Origin of the sequence: Arthrobacter sp. CDRTa11, from assembly GCF_026427775.1 — a bacterium.
GTDB lineage: Bacteria > Actinomycetota > Actinomycetes > Actinomycetales > Micrococcaceae > Arthrobacter.
In genome coordinates this window covers 4,484,484-4,505,324 of record NZ_CP044532.1, presented here as the reverse complement: position 1 = coordinate 4,505,324, position 20,841 = coordinate 4,484,484, and the positions used below count along the sequence as shown (strand labels likewise).

Below are 20,841 nucleotides of genomic sequence, written 5' to 3'. Positions count from 1 at the left end.
GATGTCATGCGGTGCAGACTACGGAATTCCTGGCCAGGGCGTACGGTCAGTGCTGGCCGCGAGCGCTGCCGCTGCCGGTTTAGCCCGCTTCCTCAAGGTTCTGCGCCACTACTGCCAAAGTCCGTGCCAGTTCTTCCGTCGGGCTGAACTCCACCAGAACCGTGCCGGGATCAAGCTCGTCGGTATGTCCCGGAGGTGTGTAATATGCCTCTCCGGCTTCTATGATCTCGTCTCCGGCAGGCATGTGCATGATGAGCCGGCCCTTCACAACGTACCCCCAGTGGTGGCTTTGGCACCGGTCATCCGGCAGGCCCTTGTAATACGGTGTGAAGTCGCCTCCGTCGTCGAACTTTTCGAAGGCGATTGTGTATCCGTCTTCCTCGCGGTAACGGCCCTCGTAGCCTGTCATCCGCTCGACGCGGGCGGTCTGATCGTCAATCGTTAGCTTTGCCATTGTCTTGTTCTTTCCTTGTTGTTGGCGCAGGCTCACCCTGCGCCGCGGTTTCCGCTGCGGCGATGAGCCGCCGCAGTCCTGCTCTGCTTGCCCGCGCCCATTGAACCGAGGCGATTGACCGCAGGACCGGGATCCCGAACATCGCCAATAGGCCCGGCAGCCCAGTCGCCCGGACCAGCCGGCAGGTGTAGGTGACGTTGCTCTGGTTTCCGTCCGCCTCGATTTCGTAGCGGTGCACCAGGACCCAGTCCGCCGTCGTCCCGTTCTTCTTCGAAACCAGGGCGGACTCGGTGACCTGCTCAAACCTCAACGGCCGAACGGCTTCGGTCACTACCGACGAATTTCGGATTCGGCAGATCCGGTCTTCAGCTGTGGAGCTGAACTCGGTTCCGGCGGGCGCCTGTCCCTCCGGTGCAGCCATGGACAGAAGCGTGGAAGCCTCGGCTCCTCCCCATTGGAGGTGTCCAGGCAAATTGGTGAGGACATCGAAGACTGCGTATGCAGGGGCAGTGGTGTGCTCACGGACGGTGACCGCCACTTCTTGTGAGAGGACGTTGCCCGCTGTTCGTTGCTGCTTCATTCCGCACCTCCCGGTGTAGTGACTTTCTGACACTCCAAGGATGCGACGACGGCGGGACGAAAGGATGGGGGGTTGCCCCCATCTATCGCCCTATTCAGGGCGGGAGGAGCGCAGGGCGAACCCTGCTGCTTCGACGCGGCTGCGCAAGTGCAGCTTGGCGAGGATGTTGCTCACATGGTGCTCGACAGTCTTGGCGCTGATGAACAGGCGGGCCCCGATTTCGGCGTTCGTCTTGGCTTCAGCGAGCAGCTCGAGCACCTCGCGTTCCCGCCGTGAGAGCAGGCCGAAAGCCTTGGGGCCCGTCCGGGCGGGGCCGCCAAGGGCGCGTAGAAGCGCCGCAGCCTTGTCAGCCATGCCTGCGGCACCCGCCTCGTCGAACACGGCCAGGGCCACACCTGCCTCGTAGACGGCGACTTCGCGGTCCGAATCACGCAGGGCTTCGGCAAGTGACAGCCTGGCACGGGCGGCCTCGAGTGGCATGTTGAGTTCACCGAAGATCGCGATTGCTGATTCGAGCCGCTTCTGGGCCGAGGCAACGTCCCCACCATCGGATGCGACACGGCCGGCCGTAAGGTGCGAGGCCCCGATAGCCTTCGGCCAATGAGTTTCGGCAGCGACCTCGTCAAGACGCTTGGCCGTTTCCAATGCTTGGCCAGCGTCGCTTTGTGCCATCTGGACCTCGGCGAGCAGCGCGAGCAAAGGGACGGCGAGAAGGCCGCCGACGACCTCATGGATGCGGCGATGCAACAGCGCGGCCGCCACGGCTGTGTCACCGGCAGCAAAGCGGACTGCCGCCGTCGCAAGCAATGCATCGGGGCGATCTTCAAAGCCCGCGAGCAGCCGGCTTGCATCCTCCACACGGCCCTGGAGCAGCCGCAATTCAGCTAATTTTGCTGCCGGGTGTATGCACCGTGCGCGGTGGCCGCCCTGATCCAGTTCGTGCAGCGTCTTGGTGAGCCATCCCTCGGCGCTTGCGATGTCACCGGAGGCCAGGAAAATCTCAGCGCAGCAGGTGCCGCAGAATTGGAGCAGCGTGAGGTGGCCAGTGCGTTGCATGAAACGCATAACGATTTTGTTCCACTGACTCAGCCGGGACGCATCACAGGCCTCTTCGCTGGCCCGCGTGACCATGCAGCACACATCGCCGAAAACCATCTTGTCCTGAAGTTCCCCGGCGGTAACCACCACCATCGCCTCGTCAACGAGCGTCATGCCCTCCGAGACGTCACCGGCCGCGATAGTCCCAAGTCCGAGCAGCGCCAAGGCCGTCGCCTCAAGATCCGGGTCACCCGAGCTCCGCGCAACTCTCAGAGCCGCCCCGGCGTCCTCCCGTGCCATTGCCGGGTCGGCCCGCAACAGGCCGCGCGTGACGGCCAACCAACCGACCTCGGCACCGTCGGGCAGTCCGGATGCAAGACCCTCCGCGCGGGCAAACCAACCGCGGCTGACCGGCTCGCTGCCCAGTACCTCCGCATACTCACGCGCCAACCACACTGCTGCCCGGAAGGCACGCGCGTCCTGTCCGAGGCGGCGAAAACCGGCGTAAGCCGCCGTGCGCTCAGCAATGGCCCGGTCAACATCGCGAAGCCACCACAACGCACGTCCCAAGCCATCATGTGCCGCCGGTTCGTCATGGACGGCCAGCACGGATTCAAACGCCGAAGCCGCAGCCGCCCACTCGGTAGAAGAGAGAAGGCGCTCACCTTCCTCAAGGCCCTCAGACACCGCGGCATCCACCATGAATTCATTCTGCGCTCAGCGGCGCTGCACTCATAGCCCCCTCGGCCGCGTTGGTTTTGTCCCTGCCTAAAACTTGGTAGTGCCGCGCAACTTGCGGGGGCGGCCGTCCGGGTCAACTAGGAAGCGGTTTGCAGGAGCCGCCCAAAGACGCTGAAGTGACGAAACCGGTTCTGTACTGTGGTGCCGCACATGTCCAGGGGGCCGGGGCGAGTTGCTACCGGTTTCGTGCCAGTGGTCCAGAGCGTCGGCGGCGGCGTTCCACAGTCGGAGGCCGTCCGCCGGATCGTGGAGCTGGGGGTCACTCTCGTCGAGTCCCAGATGTTCGGCCCAGAGTTGGAGCCGGACGCTGTAGGCCAAGGGACGGGAAGCGCCCGGTCCAGTGTCTGCGCCGGGCGCTTCCTGCCCACCGGCCGTGGTGTCGATGACTGCGCAGGTAAGCTCGCTGTCCGTGGTCCAGGACCGACGGTTGAAGTTGTCCGACCCGCACGTGAACCAAGTGTCGTCGATGATGCAGATCTTGGCATGCACGTAGATCGGGGTCCCTGCTGTGTTCTCCAGATTGAACACGCGAAACCTGTCGGGTGCAGCGCGGCGTATCGTTTCGATGGCACGCAGTTGCCCCAGCCGCTTGGGTGGCCCTCCGAGCGGACCGTCTGAATCCGGGTAGCGGGGAACCACGGCGATCACGTTCAGCCCGGGGTTCTGTTCGAGGGCCGCAGCGATTCCGGCTGCCACTTCTGCCGACCACAGGTACTGGTCCTCGATGTAGATCAGCGAACGGGCCAGACCGAAAGCTTTCGTGTACGCCCGGGCAACGCTCCGCTCACCAGCAGGGGCGAAGGGGAACGGCGGATGCTTCACGCCGTAGGTGCGCAGCAGCTGAACGGCGTGGGGGCCGGCCGGTGGCGGCGGGGGCGCGGTCTCGGGCAGGGGTTCGGGGTGCCGGGGCATATCGGCCAGGCGTTGCAGGAGCATCCGGTACGGTGTGCGATGGTCCAGGGGATGGGGGTCATTCCACCTTTCCGCGAACAACTCGAGCACATCTGCCACCACCGGGCCCCGCAGTTCGACGGCGGCATCGTGCCACGGAGGCTGTTTCCCGTACCGGGGATCCATGTCCACCGCCTGCGGGTCTCCCGCGTGATCGGCGTCGTCCCGCCGGCTGTGGGAGAGGTCGATCCCGCCAACGAACGCGACATCCCGCGACGGGTCGCTGCCGCTGCGGATGACGAACAATTTCTGGTGATGGCAACCGAAGATGCGCACGCGCTGATCCAACAGCACCTCGCCGCCGGCGTCGTTGATCTGGCGGCTGAGCAGCTCATTGGACCGGTTACTCATGGGGGCGGACACGCGCTCGCCGTGGGATCTCCAGATCAGGCCGCGCACTTCCACTCCCGCCCGCGCCAACCGGGCCAACAACTCGCCGATCGCCGGTCCGTCCGCCGTAAGCTGCTCGTCGCCGTCGCCACGCCAGTCGGTGAACCAGACACGGTCTCCCGCCTGAAGAGCGGACAGCTCCTCATGCAGCCGGGTGAAGTAGGCGGCCCCGTGAATCAGGGGCCGCACCAGGTTGCCCTCGGACCAGGACGATAGTCCTGCGCCGCCGGCGTGCACGCGGGTGGCGTCATTTCCCCGCTCAGCGGCACCCAAGAACCAGTAATCAGGACTACCGTTCACTCGACGTTCCCTTCGGGACCCGAGGCCGGTCACTAAGCGTCCGGCCTACTCCATAGCCTACGACTGTGGTGGGCAATGTCAGCGGGTGCCTTCGTCACTCGCAACCTTGTCTCTGCCGACGTCGAGGTTTACGGTAATCCCATGGCTCGGCGAATTCGCGGAGATGCGACAGCGGCGGCTGTCATGGTGGCGGGATCGGCGACGTTCCTGGCCGGGGCCTTTATGCCAGTCTCGCGGGTGTACGTCGAAGGAGACCCTCAGCGCAAACTGGTCATTCTGCTCGCGAACCCTGGGCAGTGGAGTACGCAGCAAATGCTCTTGGCCGCAGGCACAGCTGCGTTGCCCGTTGGGGTGGTGATGCTCGCCCGTCACTGGGATATTGGAAGCGATCGGGGCAGTCAGCAACCCTTGGCTGGGCAGCGGTTTGTCCAGGCGGCTGCACTTCCATTGGCCACGGGAGCGTGTCTGTTCCTGGGTCACCTGGCGGCGCGATACAAGGATCCGGAGGCCTTCGCGTTGGGGAAGGTGCCCATGTGGCCGTTCCAGGGGTATATGGGGCTGAGCCTTGCCGGCATGGCTGCCCTGGGTGGCGGGTTGCTGGCACGGGCGCGTGCTCACGCCCATTCCGGCGCCCTGCCACAGGACCCGCGCTGGCCGGGCTGGCTCAATGTGGGCGGGGCCGGGGTCTTCGCCGCCGTCCTGGTTTCTACCGGTGACTTGCCGCCCCTGTTGGTCTACGTTGTGGAGCTGGCCACCGGGGCTGCGCTGCTACGGCAGGTCCGCAAGGGCGCCAACCCGGAGAGGCCTGTCTGAAAGGTCAGGGTGCCGACCGCGTGTCGAACGCCCCGGCCGATTCCCGTAGAAGGCGTGCCACGGTGTCCAGCGGCGTACTGGTTGACCGTCGTCGGTCGAACCGGCGCAGAACGATCCGTCGCGTTCCGAGCCCGGGGACGTCCAGGACGTCCACGCCGTCGTGGGCGACGCCACTCAACGCCAAAGTGGGCACGATAGCAATACCCTCGCCCGCAGCGACGAGCGCGAGGGCGGTCAGTGTTTCCTGGTACTGATGCACGGTTTCCATCTGCGTGCCCGTTGACTGACGGAGCCTGCCAAGCACTGCAGAGTTGGCGGCTATGGGGTCGACGCCGAGCCACGGAAGCGGCAGCCGGCCAAGATCGATGTTCTCCGTGGAAAGCAGGGCGCCTGCAGGAACCACCAGTTTCCATGGCTCGTCGAGCAGGGGCTCCTCGGACATGCCGGCGGAAAGTGAACGCGATTCGGACGTCGTCGAATCGAGCTCCACCACGACGGCGTCGAGCTGGCGCTGGCGGAGCATCCGCATCAGGGCAGGGAAGTCGTCCTCGACGATCCGGATCTGCAATTGCGGGTACTGGGAGCGCCACTCAGGCAGGCGCGGAATCACCACCGTCCGAATGAAGCTGGTGAATCCGCCGACGCGGACGACCCCTGCGATCTTGGCCCCGCCTTCGATCCGGGCGCGGGCGACGCTGAGTGCGCGTTCAATCTCCTCGCCGGCTTCCGCCACTGCCAGGCCGGCGGGGGTCAAAACTGAGCCTTTGGGCGTGCGCACCACCATGGCGTGCCCCGTCTCGTCCTCCAATTTGGTGAGCTGCTGTGAGACGGCGGAGGCCGTAATTCCCAGCTCGTCAGCGGCGGCGAGCACCCCGCCCGTGCGGGCAACGGCAAGAAGAACGCGCAGCCTGCGCGGGTCGATATCCATGTTAAGTAGTTCTAAACCAGACCTTCAGTTAAATGCAATTGCTCTAAAGCTTTTTCGTACCCATAATTGCTGTTAAAGCGGGACGTTCCCGGGGAAAATACCCTCTGAAAGGACATCATGGAACTGCTGTGGGAAATCGCGGGTTGGTCGGGGGCAGTTTTGATCCTGTCGGCGTACCTGTCTGTTTCCATGGGTTGGTTGAAGGCCGGTAGGCGCTTTCAGGTGGCCAACCTCATCGGTGCTTGTGCCTTCATCGTCAACGGTGCGGTCCATGAAGCGTGGCCCTCAGTGGTCACAAACGTTGCCTGGTGCCTTATTTCTGCCGTCGCGATTTTTCGCATGCGCGCCACACACGAGTCGCCGGTGACCGCAGTTGAGGCCCCGCAGGTGCAGTTTCCCGGCGTCCCTGACACCTCCGGCCAAATCGCTGTAGTCGAGGCGTTTACTTCTGCCGTCCACGGCGACGTCGCGGGACGGGCGGCTGAGTGCCAGGCCAGCCGGCGTGACGGGCGGGCAGCGGATTCAGCGATCCTTAGTTTGCGGACTTAACCGAGTAGTCGCTTCCTTAGAAGCGGAGTTCCATGAAAACGCTGTTTGGATCCAGGGTGTAGTCGGCAAAAGGCGGGCACTCGGTGAAGCCGTTGCGGAGGTACAGGCGCCGGGCGGGAGCGAAGTAGTCCTCGGTTCCGGTCTCCAGGAAGACGCGCTCGAGGTTCCGGGCCAGGGCGTCGTCGAGGATATGCCGGAGCATAAGGGTGGCCACACCCCGTCCCCGTGCACCCGCTGCGGTACGCATGGACTTTATTTCGCCGTGCCTGGGGGACCTGGGCGGGGAATCCAGGAGCTTGAGTGCACCGCACCCCAGCAGGCCGCCCGCCTCGCGGGCCGTCCAAAACGTGATTGATGGCGAGGACAGGGCCGAGTGGTCCAGCGCGTGGACGCTTTCTGCGGGCGACGTGGCGAACATGTCCGCAAGGTGTTCGCTCAGGAGCTGATGGACATCTTGGCGTGCGGGGTCATCCCGGTCAATGGAAATCATTACCCTAAATTTACCGCCTAGCGCTGAGGCGGAAGCGGACGACGGCGGGAGGTCCCGCCGTCGTCGTCGATTACTGGTTCCGCCAACTATGACGCAAGGTGCAGCTTGGCGCTGACGCCGTCGGGTTGGTCGCGTACCGCGGCGAGGTCCTCGAATGTGCCGATCCGGACGATCCCGTTGAAGCGCCCGACGTGTTCGTAGTACAGCACCAGTACCTGGTCCGGGGCGTAGTAGCCGATGGTCAGCGGGTCCGCATCGCTGCCCGACGGCGAGCCCTCGAGGGATAGCGGCGCTGGCAGGCGGGCGCTCTTTTCCTGGCCGCCATGGTCCTTAAACGTGAGAGTCAGGGGAAACTGTCCGATCAATGAGCGTGCGGTGGCGTTGTCAATGAGGATCCCTCGTACCGCCCGTCCGCCGATGTCTATGGTGATCGGTGTGCCGTCTGCTGTGGGTGAGCTTTGCATGGTGACCATGTCCTCTGAACTGGATTGAGCCGTAGGGAGTTGCTGATCTGCAACGGAGCTGCCGTCAGTGCTGCCGCAGGCAGTGAGGGCGGCGAGGGTCAGGACCAGGCCCGCCCCAAAGATGGCGAGTGTCTTCACGGCGTCTCCTATCCGTTTCGGCTGCTTTTCCATCCAACGGCCTGCGCCCGGCGGTAACAAGGGCTCTGTCAAGACGGGTTATGGCAGAGCCTCCCTGGCGTTCCTCGCTACAGGGGCTCTGGCAAAACCAGTCCCAGCAGGGACTCTCACTGACCAATGAGCCTGTGATGTGCTCGAAAAGACGACGAAGTCCATCACGATACGTAACCGACAATCATGAGGATGAATACGATGAGCACGAACTTCAACGGAAGCGACAACACTGCTTTGGGAACCGGCGCTGCCCCGATAACGCTCCCGGACCAGGGCGTATCCCGCCGGAACCTGATCAAGCTGACTGGCGCAGGCGCCGGCGCTGGTGGTGGGCCACCCCATGGGCGCCGTGAAGGAACAGAGCGCCAACCTCTACGCCACCAAAATGGCCGAGCAGGGCTACGTCACGCTCTCCTTCGACCTCTCCTTCTGGGGAGAAAGCGCCGGCAAGCCGGGCAACGCCGTCTCGCCCGACATCTATGCCGAAGACTTCAGCGCCGCGGTGGACTACCTGCGCTCGCAGGCCTTCGTTGACAAGGAGCGCGTGGGGGCCATCGGGATCTGCGGCAGCGGCAGCTTTGTGATCAGCGCGGCGAAGATCGATCCCAGGATCAAGGCCATCGCCACGGTGAGCATGTACGACATGGGCGCCGCCAACCGCGACGGGCTCAACAAGTCCGTAACGCTGGAACAGCGCCAGGCCATCACCGCAGGCAGCTGCCCAGCGCGACGTCGAGTTCGCCGGCGGCGCGATCCAGTACACCGGCGGCACACCGGACGTGCTCACGGCAGAATCCACCGCTGTGGACCGGGAGTTCTACGACTTCTACCGCACGGCACGCGGGTATCACCCGAACACCACCACGCATCCCGCCCTGACCACCAACACCAAGTTCATGAACTTCCACCCGTTCAACGACCTGGACCTGATCTCCCCGCGCCCGCTGCTTTTCATCACCGGCGACCAGGCGCACTCAAGGGAATTCAGCGAAGAGGCCTACCGGCTCGCCGCCGGACCGAAGGAACTCTTCTGGGTCCCCGGCGCCGGCCATGTGGACCTCTACGACCGCGTGGGCCTCATCTCCTTCGCCAAGCTCACGGACTTCTTCCGGTCCAAGCTCTAGTACCAAAGTGAAACGTGAGCGGACGACGGCGGGACTTCCCGCCGTCGTCCGCTGTTGTTTTACTCGGGTGTTACGTAGGCGCCGGAGATGCCGCCGTCAACCAGGAAGGTTGAGGCTGTGATGAAGGACGAATCGTCACTGGCGAGGAAGGCCACTGCTGCTGCCAGTTCCTCCGGTTCGGCGAACCGGCCCAGGGGAACATGCACCAGGCGGCGGGCCGCCTTCTCTGGGTCCTTGGCGAAGAGTTCCTTCAGCAGCGGGGTGTTGACCGGTCCGGGGCACAGGGCGTTGATGCGGATTCCCTGCCGGGCGAATTCGACGCCGAGTTCCCGGCTCATGGCTAGCACCCCGCCTTTGGAGGCACTGTAGGAGATCTGCGAGGTGGCGGCACCCATCACGGCCACGAAGGACGCGGTATTGATGATGGAGCCCTTGCCCTGCGCCTGCATGTAGGGGAGCGCGTACTTGCAGCAGTAGAAGACGGACGTCAGGTTCACTTCCTGGACCCTGCGCCAGGCGTCAATGCCTGTGTCGAGGATTGAGGCGTCGTCCGGGGGTGAAATTCCGGCGTTGTTGAACGAGATGTCAACGCTGCCGTAGGTTTCGTTGGTGACGGCGTAGAGGTTCTTGACCTCTTCTTCGCTGGTGACGTCCACCTTCACGTAGAGGCCGCCCACCTCATCGGCCGCGCGCTGGCCGGAGGTTGGGTCCAGGTCTGCGATGACAACATGGGCACCCTCGGCGGCGAAGCGGCGGGCTGTAGCGAGTCCAATGCCGCTGGCGCCGCCGGTGATCACAGCGCTGCGTCCCTTGAGGCGGTTGGAGATTACTTCAATCATTTCTGGCTTTCCTTACTGGTGGCGACGTTAGGGGTTGGTGGAGATGAAGACGTTTTTGGTCTCGGTGAAGGCGTCAAGGGCGTCCGGGCCAAGTTCGCGTCCCAGCCCTGACTGCTTGAAGCCTCCGAAGGGTGTGGAGTAGCGCACCGATGAGTGGGAATTGACCGAGAGGTTCCCTGACTCAAGTCCGCGGGCCATCCTCAGCGCCCGTCCGACGTCGCGGGTCCAGATGGATCCCGAGAGCCCGTAGATCGAATCGTTGGCCAGCCGGAGCGCATCGGGTTCGTCGCTGAAGGGAACCACGGCCACTACAGGGCCGAAGATTTCCTCGTGCATGACCCGGTCTTCCCGGGACGGCGTCAGCACGGTGGGCGGGAACCAGAAACCCTTGCCGTCCGGGGCGGATCCCTGAAACGCGATGGGGGATCCGTCGGGGACGTACCCGGACACCGTGTTGCGCTGGCCGGCCGAAATCAACGGTCCCATGAAGGAATCCTCGTCGCCGGGGTCGCCCACCTGCAGGGCCTTGACCACCGGTTCCAGGAGCTCGAGGAACTTTTCGTACACGCTGTCCTGGACCAGGATCCTGGAGCGGGAGCAGCAGTCCTGCCCGGCGTTGTCGAAAGCCCCTCCGGGGGCCGCCGCTGCGGCGGCTTCAAGATCGGAATCGGCGAAGATGATGTTGGCGCTCTTGCCGCCCAGTTCCAGCGTTACTGGCTTGAGTTGCTCGGCGCAGCCCGCCATGATGCGTTTGCCGACGCCGGTTGAGCCCGTGAAGACAACCTTCCGCACCGACGGGTGGGTCACGAACCGTTCGCCCACGACCGAACCCTTGCCCGGGATGATATTCAGGACGCCCTCGGGCAGCCCTGCTTCCTTCGCCAGCTGCCCCAGCCGGATAGCGGTCAGGGGAGTCAGCTCCGCGGGTTTCAGCACCACTGTGTTGCCGGCGGCAAGGGCGGGGGCGAATCCCCAGGCTGCGATGGGCATGGGGAAGTTCCAGGGGACGATGATCCCCACAACACCGAGGGGCTCGTGGAAGGTGACGTTGATTCCGCCCGCTACCGGAATCTGCTGCCCGAGGTGACGCTCGGGTGCGGCGGCGTAGTACTCCAGGACGTCCCGGACGTTTCCGGCCTCCCACCGGGCATTGCCGATGGTGTGGCCCGCGTTGTAGACCTCCAGCAGGGCGAGGTTTTCACGGTCGGCGTCGACGGCGGCGGCGAAGCGGCGCAGGAGCATCGCCCTGTCTGCGGGAGCTACTTGGCGCCACGTCGCGAAAGCCCGCTCGGCCTTGGCGATCGCGGCGTCTGTTTCCTCCAGTGAGGCAAGGGCGATGGTCTCGATGACTTCTTCGGTGGCCGGATTCAGAACGTCATAGGTGCTGGACATGAATTGGGTTCTCCATTCGTTCTGTGCGGAGGTTGTCTGCGGGGCTGTCGTTGGCTTCTTTGCGCTGGTTGGCCGGGCGTTGGTTGGCCGCGGCGCGGTAGTCGGATGCGGCCTCGACGAACCCCCTGAAAAGCCGGAGGTCGGAGGGGTTATGTTCGGGGTGAAACTGGACTCCGAGCACCCACCCGCCCGACGTCGTTTCCACCGCTTCGATGGTGCCGTCGGCCGCTGATGCCGCGACGCGCAGCCCGTCCGCCAGGCCGTCAATCGCCTGGTGGTGGTAGCACGGTGCGCTGGCCACGGGTCCCAGCAGTTCCCGGGTGATGCTTCCCGGCAGGCTGGTGAACCCGACGCTGCCGTAGACACCCGGGGCGGGCTGGTATTCGGCTTCCGGGTTCACGTCCGGGATGTGCTGGAGCAGGGTTCCGCCCAGGGCAACGTTGAGGATCTGGGCTCCCCGGCAGATGGCGAAGAGGGGCACCCCGGCCTCCAGCGCTGCCCTGGTGAGGGCAATGTCGTGCTCATCCCTGGCCGGTTGGGCCCGGGTGAGCCGGTGCGGCTCGGCACCGTACTGTTCGGGGCCAACATCGCTGCCGCCGGAAATGATCAGCCCGTCCAGGACCTCCACAATGGAGGGATCAGTGCCGACAGGCGGCAAGAGGACAGGGGTTCCGCCGGCGGAGACAACCGCCTGCACGTACGTCCCCGGCAGGATTGCCGCATCCGCTGTCCAAACGCCCCAGGACGCTTCCTGGAAGTAGGTGGTCAGCCCGATGCGCGGGCGGTAGGTATCAGAGCCGCTCAAAGACACGCTTGCGCTCCCAGTCCGTCACTGCGCTGTCGAAGGCCTTCAGTTCGACGCCGGCCGCCAAGACATAGTGGTCCACCACTTCATCGCCAAATGCCTTGCGTGCAATCTCGCTGTCGGCCAGCAGGGCCCGAGAGTCCCGCAGGTTGGTCGGGATGCGGTCAGCGTTGGACTGGTACGCGTTCCCGGTCATGATCGGCTCGAGCGGGAGCTGGTTCTCGATGCCATGGATGGCGGCTGCGATGAGGGCCGCTGCTGCCAGATAAGGGTTGACGTCGCCGCCTCCCACGCGGTTTTCCACCCGCATGCCGGGGCCGCGTCCCACGATGCGCAGTGCGCAGCTGCGGTTGTCCAGCCCCCAGGCGATGGCCGTGGGGGCGAAGCTGCCTTCCACAAACCGCTTGTAGGAATTGATGTTCGGGGCAACGAAGTACGCCAGCTCCTTCAGCGCGGCCAGCTGGCCGGCGATGAAGTGCTCCATCACAGGGCTGAAGCCATGCTGGCCCTCACCGGCTAGGACGGGGTTGCCGTCCAGGTCCGTCAGGCTGAAATGGATGTGGCAGGAACTGCCCTCACGTTCGTTGTACTTCGCCATGAACGTGATGCTCTTGCCCTGCTGCGCGGCGATTTCCTTGGCCCCGTTTTTGTAAAACACATGGTTGTCGCAGGCAGCAAGGGCTTCTGCGTAGCGAAAGGTGATCTCCTGCTGCCCCAGGTTGCACTCGCCTTTGGAAGATTCGACGACGAGCCCGGCTTTTTCCATTCCGTTCCGGATGCTTCGGATCACCGGTTCCAGCCTGGCCGTGGCCAGGAGGGAATAGTCCACGTTGTAACGCGTCGAGGGGGAGAGGCCTTCGTAGTTCTTGTCCCACGCTTCTTCGTAGGTGTCGTCGAACATGATGAATTCGAGTTCGGTGCCGATGTGGGCCCGGTAGCCCAGCGCCTCCAGGCGGTCGATCTGTGCGCGCAGGATCTGCCGGGGCGACTGGACCACCGGGCTGCCGTCGAGCCAGTGGATGTCGCACTGGATCATTGCGGTACCTTCCAGCCACGGCACCCGGCGCAGGGTGGAGACGTCCGGCTGCATCACCATGTCCCCGTAGCCGTTGGCCCAGGAAGACATGGAGTAGCCGTCAATGGTGTTCATTTCCACGTCGACGGCCAAAAGGTAATTACAGCCTTCGGCACCGTGCCCGAGTACGTCGTCGAGGAAGGACCGTGCGCCGCATCTTTTCCCCTGGAGGCGGCCCATTGAATCTGTGATGGCAACAACAACGGTGTCGATTTCGCCGGAGGCTACCAGGTCCCGCAGTTCGTCAACGCCCAGTTGGCCGTGCTTGGAGGTTCCACTTGTTTGATTTGTCATGTTTGTATCCGTCGCCTTGATCAATTTTAGAGGGAAAGGGTGTCGGGGGCCGCCCGTTTGCCGGTTTTCAGTTCAGCCTCGGCGGCGGCCAGCTGCGCGAATTCCTCCTCCGGAGCGCCGGCAACGATCCGGTGGCGGCTGAAGAACCAGTAGTAGAGGAGCGCGGCGCCGAATATTGCGGCTGTTATGGATGCCGCGAACACATCCACCACAAAAGTTGCGACGACGGCCACCGCAGCCAGAACCAGTGCGATCGACGTCGTGACGACGCCGCCGGGGGTGAGGTACCCGCGGGGCAGATCGGGTTCTTTTTTCCTCAGCACGATGTGGGAGAGGTTCAGGAGGACATAGGACACGGTGGCACCAAAGACGGCGATGTTGATCAGGAGCGCGCCGTTGCCGGTGGCTGCCGCAAGGATGAAACCAAGGGTTCCCGGCACGATCAGTGCCCAGTAAGGGGTTCGGCGCTTGCCGGTCAGCGAGAGCCACTTGGGGAGATATCCAGCCCGGGACAGCGCGAAGAGCTGGCGGGAGTAGGCGTAGATGATGGAAAAGAAGCTGGCTACCAGCCCGGCCAGGCCGGCGTAGTTGACGAAGTCGGCCAGGAACGTGTTTCCGCCGTATGCCAGGCGCAGGGCCTCCGGGAGCGGGTTATTGGATGTGCTCATCGCCGCAGACCCGGCAGCACCCGGTACCAGCACCAGCATCAGTGCCCCGAAAACCACCAGGATCAGGACGGCAACCATGATGCCCCGGGGCATATCCTTCTTCGGGTTGGCGGTCTCTTCAGCGGCCAGGGGAACGCCTTCCACGGCAAGGAAAAACCAGATCCCGTAGACCAGGGCACCAACCACGCCGCCGATTCCCATCGGCAGGAAAGCACTCGACGCCGGGGAGCCGTCCGGGACGATGTCAAAGAGGTTCTGGGCATTGAACTTCGGAAGGAGGCCGATGACCACGGCGACCAGGGCGATGACGGCCACCGCCGTGATACCAAAGATCATTTTGAGCGCCTCGCCAACGCCGCGAAGGTGGATGCCGACGAAGACCGCGTAGGTCACCAGGTAAACCGGCCAGGAGTTCGTCAGGCCGAAGAGCCCCAGGGCTTCAACGTAGCCGCCGATAAAGATGGCTATCGCCGCCGGTGCGACCGCGTACTCAATAAGGACGGCCATTCCGGTGGCAAAACCGCCCAATGGCCCCAGCGCCCGGCGGGCGAAGCCGTAACCGGCGCCCGCGGCCGGCAGCGTGGAGGACAGTTCGGCCAGGCCGTACGCCATGCAGGTGTACATGATGCCCATGAGTACAAAGGCAATGAGCAGCCCGCCCCAGCCGCCCTGGGCCAGGCCAAGGTTCCAGCCCGCAAAGTCGCCGGAGATCACGTAAGCGACGCCGAGGCCGGCAAGCAGGATCCAGCCCGCGGCACCGCGCTTCAGCTGCCGATGCTCCAGATACTGCTTGTCTTCCGTTGGTTTGATTGAATCAGAGAATGACACTGTAAATCCCTTCATCCAAGGGCATTGGTCTGGATTCAGACCATAAGCTCGTTACAGTGTGTGGCAGATCACCGGCGGCGTCAAGAGCTCGAGTTTGGCATTTCCTTGTTTTTCTGTGCTGATTCACCCCGTGGAGGGTGTAAGAAAGGCCTTTTGGCTTCCATCCAAAGGCATTATTTCGGGCCGATTATGATGAGTGCATGGAAGAAGAACTGTTCGAGACCCGCACGCGGATCCTTCGTCCTGCCCGGCACGGAAACGCCTTCGAGGAAACCATCGAACGCCTGCTCCAGAACATTAAGCTCGGCCTCTTCGCGGTGGGGGAGAAGCTGCCGGCGGAACGCGAACTTGCGGAGCTGCTGGGGGTGTCCCGGGCCACGCTGCGGGATGCCTTGGCCGAACTGCAGAAAGCGGGATACGTCGAGGTTCAGCGCGGCCGTTATGGGGGAACGTATGTGTGTAGCCGGCCCTCCGCCAGCCCGGGGTCCTACCCGGAACTGGACCCGGGTGAGGTGGAGGACGTCCTGACCCTCCGTAGCGTGCTGGAACCGGCGGCCGCATCCCTGGCAGCCAAAGCCACGCTGTCCCCGGCACAGCGGAGCCACCTGGTGAAGACGCTGGCTGAGGTGGCGGCCGCACCTGCCCACCTGTACCGGCCCAAGGATGCAAGGTTCCACGTGGCCATTGCGGAAGTGACGGGATCGCCAAGCCTGGCCAGTGCAGTGGCCGATGTCCGTTCCAGGGTCAATGACCTTTTGGACCGGATACCCCTCCTTGAGCCCAACCTTGAACACTCGAACCGGCAGCACCAGGAGATTATGGACGCCATCCTCCGGGGCGACGGCGAGGAAGCATTCCGGGCGGCCCAGAACCATCTTCAGGGAACGGCTTCATTGCTGCATGGATTCCTGGGCTCTTCCCACACCGAATCTTCCGGCTAGCAGGCTGAGAAGGCGAGGTTTCACAGGTATGGCCACCCCGGAACAGTTCTATGACGACCTCGCGCCCGAGTATCACCGGCTCTTCGCTGACTGGTGGTCAGCGGCCCAGTGGCACGGGCAGGTCATCGCCGGCATCCTCGCCCAGCACGGGATCCCGGAAGGGCGCCTGCTGGACTGCACCTGCGGCATCGGAACCCAGGCCCTGCCGCTGGCGACGCTTGGATACGGCGTGACAGCGAGCGACGTGAGTAAAGCGGCAATTGACCGGGCCCGCGTGGAGGCGGCCGAGAGAAGAATCGACGTCGATTTCAAGATCTGCGACGTCCGCGAGATCCGCGACCACGTCGAAGGGACCTTCGATGTGGTTATCTCGTGCGATAACGCCCTGCCGCACCTGCTCACTGACGAGCACCTGCAAAATGCCTTGAGCAGTGTTCGTGCCTGCCTGCGGCCAGCCGGGCTGTTGCTCGCCTCTCTTCGCGACTATGACGCGTTGAGACTCATCCGTCCCGACGGGGTCCCGATCTCTGTCCACGGGGAAGTCGGGTCGCGGCATGGATCGGGCCAGGTGTGGCGGTGGTCGGCGGACGCGGAGTATGTGGATATCGAATTGTTCACTTTCGCCGAAGAGGCGGCCGGATCATGGCGGGCGAGCTCGGGTACGACACGCTACCGGGCCCTGCAGCGCGCGAAACTCGAAAGCCTGCTGATATCGGCCGGGTTTACCGCCGTCGAATGGCTCATGCCTGACGTCAGCGGCTACTACCAGCCGATCGTACTCGCGAAAGCCTGACGGAGGAGCCGGGGGCTGCGGCCGGCCCCGCCGCACGAGCGGTTTTGCCCCGCATGAACGGCTTGGGGCCGGTATTTATCAAGCTGTTTGTGACAGCCGGGTGGTTTGTTTGTTGTTGATGCCCGCTGTGAGTGGGACTCCTGGCGCGGCGGGCCTGTGTCGGTATCGGTGTGGGTTGCGGGCGTAGCAGGTATCGAGTGTGTCTTGGCGTTGCTGGCGTGCTTGCCGGACGAGTCCATGGTGGACGGTGTCCGGGGTGTAGTAGTTCAGGCCGCTGTGGCGGTGGTGGGTGTTGTAGCCGGTGAAGAACGCCGCCATGTGGTCCCGTGCGTGCTGCAGATCTTGGAACCGGCGGGGGAAGTCCAGGTCGTATTTCACGGTTTTGAACAAGGCCTCTGAATAGGGGTTGTCGTCAGAGACCCGTGGCCGGGAGTAGGACAAAGTGATGCCCAAGGCGCGGGCCAGGTCCAACGTCGTGGCTGCCCGCATCGGCGCCCCGTTGTCGGCATGGATCACGGCGGGCCGGTGATTGTTGTCGGCGACGGCGTCCCTGATAAGTGCTGAGGCAAGGGCGGCCGTTTCGGTGTATTCGACGCGGTGACCGACGACCTTGCGGGAGAACACGTCCATGATTGTGTAGAGCTTGTAGGTGTGTTTGCCGGGGCCGTGGAGCGTGGTGATGTCCCAGCTCCAGAGCTGGTTCGGAGCCGTCGCAGCGTGGACTGGTTTGGCTCTTTTGGGCCCGGTGCCGGTGCGTTGTTCGCGGCGGTCTCCGTTCTGCCCATGCCGGGCCACGATCCGGTGCGCTGCGGCGATCGAGAACGGGCAGTAACCCGCGTCCAGCATCCGGTAATAGGCCTGTGTGACCGAAAGGTTCCCGTATTCCTCGGAATTAAGCAGTCCCATGAACTCGTCGGACTCGGCCGTGGTGATCCGGTTCGGGTAGTCACGGTCGACATGCGGAACGGTGATCCCGGCCAGGCCGGGAGGATTCTGATGCCGGTACCAGGCGGTGCGGTGCACGCCAACCAGGGCGCAGGCTTTGACCGCTGACCAGCCGGCCGTGACCAGGTTCCGGGCGAAGGTCAGGGCGATGTCTTTCCAGGCTTTGGCATCAACCACTCCGGACGCCCCGGCTCCGGCTCCTCCAGTTGCGGTTCGGTCGCCGCCGCGCTCTTGGCCATGGCGTCCAAGAGCGCGGAAGCTTTTCCCAAGATGTCCACCGCGGCCTCGGACCTGGCCAGCTTGGCCTTGAGAATCTCGTTCTCCTTCAGAACGCGTTTGAGTTGCTTCTTATCGCCTGCATTCAATCGCGGATCCTTCCATCTTGAATCGGCCGGCAGATCACCGGATTCCCGGTCGATTGCCCACTCTCGGATGGTCTCGGCCTTGACTCCGACCGCCCTCGCAAGGGCGGTCTTGGAGCCTAGCTCAAGGCACTTTTCGTTCTCATCCAGAATCGCGTTTTTCTCGTCAACAGTGAAGCGACGATTCGACTGACGGACCGGAATAACAAAATCCATAAGGGACCTTCCCCGTCCCATATGTCTCCTCCGGTGCAAACAGAAAACCTGTCACACAAGAGCCTGACACACAGGGGGGCAGCAACGCTCATGCGGGCCAAGGCCGCTCGTGTGGCCGCGCTGGTTATAGTGTTTCCGGGATTGGGCGTCCCGGGAAGAGTGTCGCGTACTGCTTGTGGTACATCCTGCGGCCGATGAGACGGTAGCCGAGACGGGCGGGGGCAGGAATTTCCTCAAAGAATATTTCCCTGCGGTCATCCGGCGGGTTCGTGGCCAGAATCATTCCGAGGTAGGTGACGAGGAACTTCTTGTCGTGCTGCTTAACCCCGTGCTGAATCATCGCTTTAAGTTCCTCCTCCGTGATGACCCGGTCGACGGCGGGCATCACCTCGGTGACCTCGCGGCGCAGATGCTCCTTGAGAACAGACTGCACGTCCTCGTAGCCACTTGCGAGTTCTTCCCTGTCGTCTGGGTCTGCTGTCTGCATCCAGCGCTTGCGGACGGGCTCGATGCTTTGGACGCGTTCTCGAATCTGCTTGTGCTGCTCAAGCATCTGCTCCACGTGTGGCGTGCTTGCCGGAGCCCGCTCGGCCAGTTGCGGGTACATGAACAGGTCCTGGCCTTCCTGGTGGATAAGGAGCACCTTGTCGAAGTTCCCGAGTACTTGCCCCACGTAGGCGGCGCGGGAAGTGTCTCCGGGCGCGGTGGAACGCACCAAGTTGGGCGCCTCCTCGTATGCCCAGAGGAGGAAGCGGTGCACCCGCCGAATGCCGGTTGACCCCGTGGACAGGACAGGTCCCGGTGGGAGTGGAGCTGCAGTTTCGCCGGGCTGCATAGTGAAGAAATCGGTCATTTTGGTGGCCTCCATTTCCAGGAATCAAGCGAGACCCCCGTTCCCTGCGGGAGCATTTCAGGAAGCAATGCCAGTTGGCGTAGCAGCCGCTGCGTCACGCCGGCATGCTCGACAGGGTGCTTCTGGGCCGGTCTCGGTCAGGCGTTGTGGTTTTGTCAGGCGTGTTGAACGCCGATGTGCGCCGCGGGTTCCTGATCACGAGCAGGTGATGAACCCGTGGGAGTGCCCGCGCGCTGTAGGAGGAACTTGCGCCGTGGGCCGTGGAGATGACAGCTAGGCCTGCCATGGAGACAGATTACTATAAACGTAGTGGATTGTCACTACGTTTATAGTATGAAGTATGTCCACTCGTTCACAGATCCTGGATGCCGCTGTCGAACTGCTTGGCACGCAGGGGCTGAAGGCCCTCACGCATATCAGGGTTGATGAAGCGGCGGGGGTGCCGAAGGGCTCGACGTCGAACTATTTCCGGACTCGCGCAGCGCTCCTGACCGGCGTGGTCGAGTGGGTCGCGGAGCAGGATCTGGCCGCGCTTGGAGGGCCGCCAGGCCCGCCGACTGATGTCGCCGCCTTCGTTACTATGCTGGCGGGCACAGTAGAGAACATCACCACCGCTTCACGGACCCGGACGATTGCCCGGTATGTGCTCTTCCTCGAAGGCACCCACAACGAAGACGTCCGGCGCCCGCTGCTTGCCGGCCGAGTCTACTTCCGCGCCTTTGTCGAAAACGCCATGGCGGCCCTCGGAGCCCCTGACCCCGTGGCAGCGGCGACTGCCATCACAGCCGTGGGCGACGGCATGATCATCCAGCGGATGGCTGTAGACCCGGATGCGGAAGTGTTTACGCCCATTGATGCCGTTGTGCGGGCGTTTATTCCGCAGCGTCGCAGTCGCGCAGCAAAGTAAGAGTCCCACAGTGGCTTGAGCTTCTGCGAGGCGGCCTTGCGCCGAGTCCGGGGACGTTTCCGCCAGGATGCGCATCACCAGACGGCCGCCCGGCCACGCCACAAGCAGCCCGGAGATCAACGCCGTTATGCACCAAAGATTGGCCCACCAGATGAAACGGCGCAATGCAGCCGGGCGGGCCGAGCGGCCGTTCGGGAGCGGCCCCTCTTGGACGGGCGGCTGAATGGTTTCGCGGCCCCAGATGACGATCAACCACACTCCGGCAAGGAGAAGCAGCACGGATCCCACGACGATGACCGTCATCATTTGATGTTCCTTAAGGCCGGGTCAACGGATTGTACTGTCCGAGCCCGACCCCGTGAGGGGCCGGCCTCGGACATAAACCCATGTTTCTGGCTGCCGCTGCTACCGGTTAACGAACTCGCCAGGGCATGCCGCCAAAGCTGCAGCGCTGCCAAGCACATAAAGGTTCAGGTGGTCTCCGGGAACTCCGCGGTGCACCAGCAAATGGAGGGGGTGGGTCAGGCCATCAGCCTCAGGGATGTCCACGTTCGGGTTTCCGCTGCCGTCAGTGGGGAACACCGCAGAGGGAAGGTCCACTTCCGATTCTCCGGAGCCTTGGGCAACAACGATGCACCCTCCGTTGCCGACTTCCTTAACGTGAGTGTGGTCGGCCTGTGCAGGCCCCGCCGCTCCGAGAAGCAGCAGTAGTGCGGAGGCCGCCGCTACAGGAACCGCCATGCGTACGGTCTGGATATTTTTCATAGGAAACTCCTTAGATTGTGCGGAAATTGATAGGTGGGCGTTGAGAGTTACGTTGGCGATGAGATTCGCAGCTGTGACCGCATGATGTTGGCGGTGTCCATTGAACCCGGGTGTCTTAGAGGATTCCTTGCCCAGACCGCGCTGAATACGACGCTTCGGAAGATT

General features: G+C 63.6%; 22 protein-coding genes and 2 pseudogenes. 8 read left to right on the top strand and 16 right to left on the bottom strand.

Features of this window, described 5'->3' with window-relative positions:
• Positions 1-79 precede the first annotated feature (79 nt).
• The 4 genes from F8G81_RS20475 to F8G81_RS20460 form a co-directional block, all read right to left on the bottom strand.
• Positions 80-454: a hypothetical protein gene (locus tag F8G81_RS20475; protein WP_267276466.1), complete on the bottom strand. Its 375-nt coding sequence runs from the start codon at positions 452-454 to the stop codon at positions 80-82.
• Positions 435-1,034: an SRPBCC family protein gene (locus F8G81_RS20470; protein ID WP_267276465.1), complete on the bottom strand. Its 600-nt coding sequence runs from the start codon at positions 1,032-1,034 to the stop codon at positions 435-437. Before F8G81_RS20470 ends, F8G81_RS20475 begins: the two co-directional genes overlap by 20 nt.
• Positions 1,035-1,124: 90 nt before the next feature.
• Entirely contained in the window at positions 1,125-2,774 is a 1,650-nt protein-coding gene (locus F8G81_RS23520) for a helix-turn-helix transcriptional regulator (RefSeq protein WP_323809212.1), read from the bottom strand.
• A gap of 66 nt (positions 2,775-2,840) precedes the next feature.
• Positions 2,841-4,454 carry a phospholipase D family protein gene (locus tag F8G81_RS20460; protein ID WP_267276464.1) on the bottom strand — a complete coding sequence of 538 codons (1,614 nt, stop codon included), beginning with the start codon at positions 4,452-4,454 and terminating at the stop codon, positions 2,841-2,843.
• 141 nt (positions 4,455-4,595) lie between these two features.
• On the opposite strand from F8G81_RS20460, the gene F8G81_RS20455 reads away from it, so the two are divergent.
• Complete coding sequence (locus F8G81_RS20455; protein WP_267276463.1) at positions 4,596-5,267, top strand: hypothetical protein; 672 nt, start codon at positions 4,596-4,598, stop codon at positions 5,265-5,267.
• A gap of 4 nt (positions 5,268-5,271) precedes the next feature.
• Here the strand turns inward: F8G81_RS20455 and F8G81_RS20450 are convergent, their stop codons facing one another.
• A complete protein-coding gene (locus F8G81_RS20450; RefSeq protein WP_267276462.1) occupies positions 5,272-6,195 on the bottom strand; it encodes a LysR family transcriptional regulator in 924 nt (307 codons plus the stop codon).
• Between the two features lie 117 nt (positions 6,196-6,312).
• Between F8G81_RS20450 and F8G81_RS20445 the strand changes: the two genes are divergently transcribed.
• Complete coding sequence (locus F8G81_RS20445; protein WP_267276461.1) at positions 6,313-6,744, top strand: CBU_0592 family membrane protein; 432 nt, start codon at positions 6,313-6,315, stop codon at positions 6,742-6,744.
• Between the two features lie 16 nt (positions 6,745-6,760).
• Here the strand turns inward: F8G81_RS20445 and F8G81_RS20440 are convergent, their stop codons facing one another.
• Together F8G81_RS20440 and F8G81_RS20435 are read right to left on the bottom strand one after the other, a co-directional pair.
• Positions 6,761-7,234, bottom strand: coding sequence for a GNAT family N-acetyltransferase (locus tag F8G81_RS20440; RefSeq protein ID WP_267276460.1), 474 nt, complete (start codon positions 7,232-7,234; stop codon positions 6,761-6,763).
• 86 nt (positions 7,235-7,320) lie between these two features.
• On the bottom strand, positions 7,321-7,836 hold the full coding sequence (locus F8G81_RS20435) for a cyclophilin-like fold protein (protein ID WP_267276459.1): 516 nt from the start codon (positions 7,834-7,836) through the stop codon (positions 7,321-7,323).
• 216 nt (positions 7,837-8,052) lie between these two features.
• Here F8G81_RS20435 and F8G81_RS23620 point away from each other — a divergent pair.
• From F8G81_RS23620 to F8G81_RS20425, 3 genes and pseudogenes are all read left to right on the top strand, one after another.
• Positions 8,053-8,178, top strand: a pseudogene (locus tag F8G81_RS23620) (hypothetical protein); the annotation flags it as partial.
• Positions 8,179-8,209: 31 nt separating this feature from the next.
• Positions 8,210-8,449, top strand: a pseudogene (locus tag F8G81_RS23615) (alpha/beta hydrolase); the annotation flags it as partial.
• A gap of 199 nt (positions 8,450-8,648) precedes the next feature.
• The gene (locus tag F8G81_RS20425; RefSeq protein ID WP_267276457.1) at positions 8,649-8,993 is read left to right on the top strand and encodes an alpha/beta hydrolase; all 345 of its coding nucleotides are present in this window, start codon (positions 8,649-8,651) and stop codon (positions 8,991-8,993) included.
• A gap of 59 nt (positions 8,994-9,052) precedes the next feature.
• On the opposite strand, the gene F8G81_RS20420 is transcribed toward F8G81_RS20425, so the two are convergent.
• The 5 genes from F8G81_RS20420 to eat are packed head-to-tail and all read right to left on the bottom strand — an operon-like array spanning position 9,053 to position 14,894.
• On the bottom strand, positions 9,053-9,832 hold the full coding sequence (locus tag F8G81_RS20420) for a 3-oxoacyl-ACP reductase (protein WP_267276456.1): 780 nt from the start codon (positions 9,830-9,832) through the stop codon (positions 9,053-9,055).
• A gap of 27 nt (positions 9,833-9,859) precedes the next feature.
• Entirely contained in the window at positions 9,860-11,224 is a 1,365-nt protein-coding gene (locus F8G81_RS20415) for an aldehyde dehydrogenase family protein (RefSeq protein ID WP_267276455.1), read from the bottom strand.
• On the bottom strand, positions 11,208-12,035 hold the full coding sequence (locus F8G81_RS20410; protein ID WP_267276454.1) for a gamma-glutamyl-gamma-aminobutyrate hydrolase family protein: 828 nt from the start codon (positions 12,033-12,035) through the stop codon (positions 11,208-11,210). The genes F8G81_RS20415 and F8G81_RS20410 overlap by 17 nt, the downstream gene beginning before the upstream one ends.
• On the bottom strand, positions 12,016-13,398 hold the full coding sequence (locus tag F8G81_RS20405) for a glutamine synthetase family protein (RefSeq protein ID WP_267276453.1): 1,383 nt from the start codon (positions 13,396-13,398) through the stop codon (positions 12,016-12,018). Before F8G81_RS20405 ends, F8G81_RS20410 begins: the two co-directional genes overlap by 20 nt.
• Before the next feature lie 26 nt (positions 13,399-13,424).
• Positions 13,425-14,894, bottom strand: a complete 1,470-nt coding sequence (gene eat, locus F8G81_RS20400) for an ethanolamine permease (protein ID WP_267276452.1) — start codon at positions 14,892-14,894, stop codon at positions 13,425-13,427.
• A gap of 200 nt (positions 14,895-15,094) precedes the next feature.
• On the opposite strand from eat, the gene F8G81_RS20395 reads away from it, so the two are divergent.
• Together F8G81_RS20395 and F8G81_RS20390 are read left to right on the top strand one after the other, a co-directional pair.
• Positions 15,095-15,835, top strand: coding sequence for a FadR/GntR family transcriptional regulator (locus F8G81_RS20395; protein ID WP_267276451.1), 741 nt, complete (start codon positions 15,095-15,097; stop codon positions 15,833-15,835).
• A 28-nt stretch (positions 15,836-15,863) separates the two neighbouring features.
• Positions 15,864-16,628 (top strand): class I SAM-dependent methyltransferase, encoded by a 765-nt coding sequence (locus tag F8G81_RS20390; protein ID WP_267276450.1) that lies wholly within the window; start codon positions 15,864-15,866, stop codon positions 16,626-16,628.
• A gap of 78 nt (positions 16,629-16,706) precedes the next feature.
• Here the strand turns inward: F8G81_RS20390 and F8G81_RS20385 are convergent, their stop codons facing one another.
• The 3 genes from F8G81_RS20385 to F8G81_RS20375 form a co-directional block, all read right to left on the bottom strand.
• Complete coding sequence (locus F8G81_RS20385) at positions 16,707-17,750, bottom strand: IS3 family transposase (protein ID WP_267276014.1); 1,044 nt, start codon at positions 17,748-17,750, stop codon at positions 16,707-16,709.
• Positions 17,714-18,151 carry a hypothetical protein gene (locus F8G81_RS20380; protein ID WP_267276015.1) on the bottom strand — a complete coding sequence of 146 codons (438 nt, stop codon included), beginning with the start codon at positions 18,149-18,151 and terminating at the stop codon, positions 17,714-17,716. The genes F8G81_RS20385 and F8G81_RS20380 overlap by 37 nt, the downstream gene beginning before the upstream one ends.
• A 124-nt stretch (positions 18,152-18,275) precedes the next feature.
• Positions 18,276-19,004: a hemerythrin domain-containing protein gene (locus tag F8G81_RS20375; protein WP_267276449.1), complete on the bottom strand. Its 729-nt coding sequence runs from the start codon at positions 19,002-19,004 to the stop codon at positions 18,276-18,278.
• A gap of 340 nt (positions 19,005-19,344) precedes the next feature.
• Here F8G81_RS20375 and F8G81_RS20370 point away from each other — a divergent pair, with 340 nt between their 5' ends.
• Positions 19,345-19,911 (top strand): TetR/AcrR family transcriptional regulator, encoded by a 567-nt coding sequence (locus tag F8G81_RS20370; RefSeq protein ID WP_267276448.1) that lies wholly within the window; start codon positions 19,345-19,347, stop codon positions 19,909-19,911.
• A gap of 405 nt (positions 19,912-20,316) precedes the next feature.
• Here F8G81_RS20370 and F8G81_RS20365 read toward each other — a convergent pair whose 3' ends face one another.
• Complete coding sequence (locus F8G81_RS20365) at positions 20,317-20,676, bottom strand: hypothetical protein (protein ID WP_267276447.1); 360 nt, start codon at positions 20,674-20,676, stop codon at positions 20,317-20,319.
• Between the last annotated feature and the right edge of the window lie 165 nt (positions 20,677-20,841).

What these genes read in the sequence shown, in the direction of transcription:
- F8G81_RS20475 (WP_267276466.1), bottom strand. Translation starts at nt 454, where the DNA reads ATGGCAAAGCTAACGATTGACGATCAGACCGCCCGCGTCGAGCGGATG.
- F8G81_RS20470 (WP_267276465.1), bottom strand. Translation starts at nt 1,034, where the DNA reads ATGAAGCAGCAACGAACAGCGGGCAACGTCCTCTCACAAGAAGTGGCG.
- F8G81_RS23520 (WP_323809212.1), bottom strand. Translation starts at nt 2,774, where the DNA reads ATGGTGGATGCCGCGGTGTCTGAGGGCCTTGAGGAAGGTGAGCGCCTT.
- F8G81_RS20455 (WP_267276463.1), top strand. Translation starts at nt 4,596, where the DNA reads ATGGCTCGGCGAATTCGCGGAGATGCGACAGCGGCGGCTGTCATGGTG.
- F8G81_RS20450 (WP_267276462.1), bottom strand. Translation starts at nt 6,195, where the DNA reads ATGGATATCGACCCGCGCAGGCTGCGCGTTCTTCTTGCCGTTGCCCGC.
- F8G81_RS20445 (WP_267276461.1), top strand. Translation starts at nt 6,313, where the DNA reads ATGGAACTGCTGTGGGAAATCGCGGGTTGGTCGGGGGCAGTTTTGATC.
- F8G81_RS20440 (WP_267276460.1), bottom strand. Translation starts at nt 7,234, where the DNA reads ATGATTTCCATTGACCGGGATGACCCCGCACGCCAAGATGTCCATCAG.
- F8G81_RS20420 (WP_267276456.1), bottom strand. Translation starts at nt 9,832, where the DNA reads ATGATTGAAGTAATCTCCAACCGCCTCAAGGGACGCAGCGCTGTGATC.
- F8G81_RS20415 (WP_267276455.1), bottom strand. Translation starts at nt 11,224, where the DNA reads ATGTCCAGCACCTATGACGTTCTGAATCCGGCCACCGAAGAAGTCATC.
- F8G81_RS20405 (WP_267276453.1), bottom strand. Translation starts at nt 13,398, where the DNA reads ATGACAAATCAAACAAGTGGAACCTCCAAGCACGGCCAACTGGGCGTT.
- F8G81_RS20395 (WP_267276451.1), top strand. Translation starts at nt 15,095, where the DNA reads ATGGAAGAAGAACTGTTCGAGACCCGCACGCGGATCCTTCGTCCTGCC.
- F8G81_RS20390 (WP_267276450.1), top strand. Translation starts at nt 15,864, where the DNA reads ATGGCCACCCCGGAACAGTTCTATGACGACCTCGCGCCCGAGTATCAC.
- F8G81_RS20380 (WP_267276015.1), bottom strand. Translation starts at nt 18,151, where the DNA reads ATGGATTTTGTTATTCCGGTCCGTCAGTCGAATCGTCGCTTCACTGTT.
- F8G81_RS20375 (WP_267276449.1), bottom strand. Translation starts at nt 19,004, where the DNA reads ATGACCGATTTCTTCACTATGCAGCCCGGCGAAACTGCAGCTCCACTC.
- F8G81_RS20370 (WP_267276448.1), top strand. Translation starts at nt 19,345, where the DNA reads ATGTCCACTCGTTCACAGATCCTGGATGCCGCTGTCGAACTGCTTGGC.
- F8G81_RS20365 (WP_267276447.1), bottom strand. Translation starts at nt 20,676, where the DNA reads ATGAAAAATATCCAGACCGTACGCATGGCGGTTCCTGTAGCGGCGGCC.